At 31.3% G+C, this 3509-nt stretch carries 4 protein-coding genes and 1 pseudogene; 4 read left to right on the forward strand and 1 reads right to left on the reverse strand.

Translation table 11 applies throughout. From position 1 onward, the window contains the following. The coding region (locus ACXJH6_RS04715; protein WP_456470611.1) for a TetR/AcrR family transcriptional regulator at nucleotides 1-412 on the reverse strand (412 nt) is incomplete at its 3' end. Nucleotides 413-522: 110 nt separating this feature from the next. Between ACXJH6_RS04715 and ychF the strand changes: the two genes are divergently transcribed. From ychF to ACXJH6_RS04735, 4 genes and pseudogenes are all read left to right on the forward strand, one after another. Further along, nucleotides 523-1617, forward strand: coding sequence for a redox-regulated ATPase YchF (ychF, locus tag ACXJH6_RS04720; protein WP_456470612.1), 1095 nt, complete (start codon nucleotides 523-525; stop codon nucleotides 1615-1617). Nucleotides 1618-1734: 117 nt separating this feature from the next. After that, nucleotides 1735-2445: a CRISPR-associated endoribonuclease Cas6 gene (locus ACXJH6_RS04725; RefSeq protein ID WP_456470613.1), complete on the forward strand. Its 711-nt coding sequence runs from the start codon at nucleotides 1735-1737 to the stop codon at nucleotides 2443-2445. 57 nt (nucleotides 2446-2502) lie between these two features. Continuing rightward, nucleotides 2503-2805 carry an HIRAN domain-containing protein gene (locus ACXJH6_RS04730; protein ID WP_456470614.1) on the forward strand — a complete coding sequence of 101 codons (303 nt, stop codon included), beginning with the start codon at nucleotides 2503-2505 and terminating at the stop codon, nucleotides 2803-2805. Beyond that, nucleotides 2802-3509: pseudogene (locus ACXJH6_RS04735) on the forward strand (hypothetical protein); the annotation flags it as partial. The gene ACXJH6_RS04730 and the pseudogene ACXJH6_RS04735, both read left to right, overlap by 4 nt.

The raw sequence follows: 3509 nt of genomic DNA on the forward strand, positions 1-3509 counted from the left end.
TTTTAAAAACGTTTTTTTCTTTTCCTTCTTTCAAAATATTTAAAAGCGTTTCCCTGAATCTTATAAACAGGTTAATAAGCTCGTCGGAAAAATTTTCCCCTCCGTCGATTATTTCCCTGATAATAAGTAAAACGTCTCTTCTTGATCTTTGTGCGATTGTGTCGATAAAAACGTCGATTTTTTCTTCAGGGGTTTTGCATTTTGAAATGTTTTCCTCCAGTTTTTTTATAAGGTTATCGAAATTCCTTTTAACGACTTCCTCAAAAATTTCTTTTTTGCTTTTAAAATAGTAATAAAGCGTGCTTTTGTTTATGCCTATTTCTTTGAGCAAAGAGCTGATACTTACGGCTTTGTAACCGTATTTTGCGAAAACATCGGCCGAAATTTCCAGAATTTTCTCTTTGGTACTCATCTTTTTCCTTTCATACCAACCGGTTGGTCGGAATTGTAGCATAAAGTTTTAAATCTTTTCAAGGGATTTATTATTGAATTTGGTTATAATTTCACCAAAAAAGGAAATAAATGAAAGTTGGTATTGTCGGATTGCCAAACGTTGGAAAATCTACCACATTTAACGCACTTACAAAAACTCAAAACGCGGAAGCCCAAAATTATCCGTTTTGTACGATTGAGCCGAATAAAGCGATAGTACCGGTCCCGGATGAAAGGATAAATGAACTTGCAAAGATTGTAAATCCTGATAGGATTCAGTATTCAACAATAGAATTTGTCGATATTGCCGGGCTTGTAAAGGGGGCAAGCAAAGGTGAGGGGCTTGGAAACCAGTTCTTGGCAAACATCAGGGAAACGGATATTATTTTGCATATGGTAAGATGTTTTGAAGACCCAAACGTAATTCACGTAGAAAACAGTGTTGACCCAATAAGGGATGTTGAGATAATAGAGCAGGAACTTTTATATGCGGATATGCAGACTCTTGAAAAAAGAATTGCAAAACTACAAAAACAGGCAAAAGGTTCTAAAGAAGCTAAAAAACAGCTGGAACTTGCAGAAGAACTTATGGAATGGCTGGCTGAGGGTAATCCTGTAAAAACATTTCCTAAAAAAGATGAAGAAGAGTTTAAAACTCTTGAAAAAGAACTTAATTTTTTAACAAACAAAGAAATTTTTTACGGCGCAAACGTGGATGAAGAAGGTCTTGCGGAAGATAATGAATATGTAAAAGCTCTAAAAGAATATGCGGCAAAGCATGGAAGAGAAGTAATTAAACTCTGCGCCAAACTTGAAGAAGAGATGGTAGATATGAGCGATGAAGAAAAGCATGAATTTCTTGAAAGTCTTGGGGCTAAAGAGAGCGGGCTTGAGCAGATTATTAAAAAAGCATATGAAAAACTTGATTTAATAAGTTATTTTACAGCAGGAAAAATTGAAGTTAGAAGCTGGACTATTAAAAGAGGAACAAAAGCGCCTCAGGCTGCGGGTGTGATTCATACGGACTTTGAAAAAGGGTTTATCAGGGCTGAAGTTATTAGTTATGAAGACTTTATAAAATACGGCGGAGAGCAGGGTGCAAAAGAAGCCGGGGCTATGAGACTTGAGGGTAAAGACTATGTCGTTCAGGACGGTGATGTGATGCACTTTAGATTTAACGTATAACAGAAGAATATTTAACAAAATCTCCAAAAATCCTTCCCGGGGTTATCTTTTGATGCCCATAACTCTTTTAGTTTGAAAAATCTTTATAATTTGCTATAATTTTTCAAAAGGATAAAAATGGAATACAGTCAGCTTGATATATCAGTCAGTTTAAAAACCCCTATACATTTTCAAAAATCCCCGGAAGCAATTTCAAAGCTTATCTCCTCTGCGCTTATAAAAAGCGGTTATGAATCTCATAATGAAAAAAAGCCGAAAAATTATGTTTTTTCAAATCTTGGTAAAGCTAATGAAAAAGGATATTTTGAAAAACATGGTCAAATATCTTTTAGAAGTTTTAAAAAGGAAATGATAAAAAAAGTTTATGATTCGCTTATGTTTTATGAAGACAATATTTTTAAAATAAATTCCGTCGGTATGAAAAAAATTAAATTTAAACCCATTAAAACAATAGTTAGTTTAAATCCCGTTTTTGTTGTGTTGAAAAACGGTGATTTTTGGACGTTTAACAAAACCGGGGAGATGATTTCTTTATTTGAAGCGATACATAAAAATCTGGTTAGGAAATATGAAACTGTTTTTGGTGAAACGCTTCAAAAGCCTAACTGGTTTATCGAATACATACAGGTAAAAAATAATAAGCCTTTTACTTATTATTATAAAGGAATTAAATTTTTCGGATATAAGTTTTATATTCATCCTAAAAACGATGAAGTTTCCCAAAAACTTGCGTTTATTGCAATGGGAACGGGTCTTGGCCATAAAAACAGCTCGGTTGGAGGCGGGTATTGCAAGTGGCAGGATATGAGCGGAAAATGGTATTATTAATTTAAACGACATAATTTGGCGATTATATTTAATATAATTTGACAAAAAGGAAATAAAATGAGCGAAGTTTATAAAAGTTTTGTAATTGCGGGGATTGAGTATTATAAAGCTCTTTTTGTGATTAATGAAATAAAAGTGGGAGATAAGTTAATTTTAAAAACAGAACCTCAAAATATCCACGATGAAAACGCCGTTGAAATATATTATAAGGATACCAAGCTCGGTTACATTCCAAGAAACGCAAATTATTCAATTTCTAAAATAATGAATGCCGGATGGGATATTTTTGATGCGTACGTTCAAAAAATAGACAGGGATGAGCTTATTATTCAAGTAGCTGTGTTTGTGAGGAAGAGATGATTTTTGATGTAATTGATAGGATTGATTTTGATTTGCAAAAGGCTGTATTTGATAATTACGTGTTAAAAGACGGGCTTTATGTAAGAATTGGTAAAAATGAAATCGAATATTTTATTTTCAGAGATTCAAAAAAAGAAAATAAAAAACAACTGCTTTTTAAAGATTTAAACGGAAATATTAGGGCAGATGAATATGAGTGGTTCGTAAAAAGGGATTATTTAAGTAATTTACAAACACTTGATAAATATATTCAAAATAAAAAAATTCATTCTAATAATTATTTGGCTACTTTTATAAAAGCAAAAGAATGGAAAAAAGGTACTATTGAATATTTGCAATTACATTTTGATGTTTTTAGAAATTATGAAAAATTTAAAAAAAAGCAAGAGCAAAAAGAGTTAAAAAAATTTGAGAAATATATTTTAAATTTGCAAAGACAAAATGATATAAAAAATAAATTTAATTTTATAATTAAAATTTTTGAGAATATCCAAAAAATAATTGATGAAAAATTAAAATTATCCAAAACTCAAAAAGAAAAGTTTTACATAAAAATATTCTTTGACGAGCCGGTTGAAAAATACGAAAAAGAATCGGAAATTTATTATGCCCTCAAAATTTACAATAAAATCGAAACTGTTAGGGAAATAGAAAGTAAAATTTACGGGCTTAGTGATTTTAATATGGGGCTTAATCAGAAAAAG

This window comes from Caminibacter sp., from assembly GCF_053999135.1.

What these genes read in the sequence shown, in the direction of transcription:
- ACXJH6_RS04730 (WP_456470614.1), top strand. Translation starts at nt 2,503, where the DNA reads ATGAGCGAAGTTTATAAAAGTTTTGTAATTGCGGGGATTGAGTATTAT.
- ychF (WP_456470612.1), top strand. Translation starts at nt 523, where the DNA reads ATGAAAGTTGGTATTGTCGGATTGCCAAACGTTGGAAAATCTACCACA.
- ACXJH6_RS04725 (WP_456470613.1), top strand. Translation starts at nt 1,735, where the DNA reads ATGGAATACAGTCAGCTTGATATATCAGTCAGTTTAAAAACCCCTATA.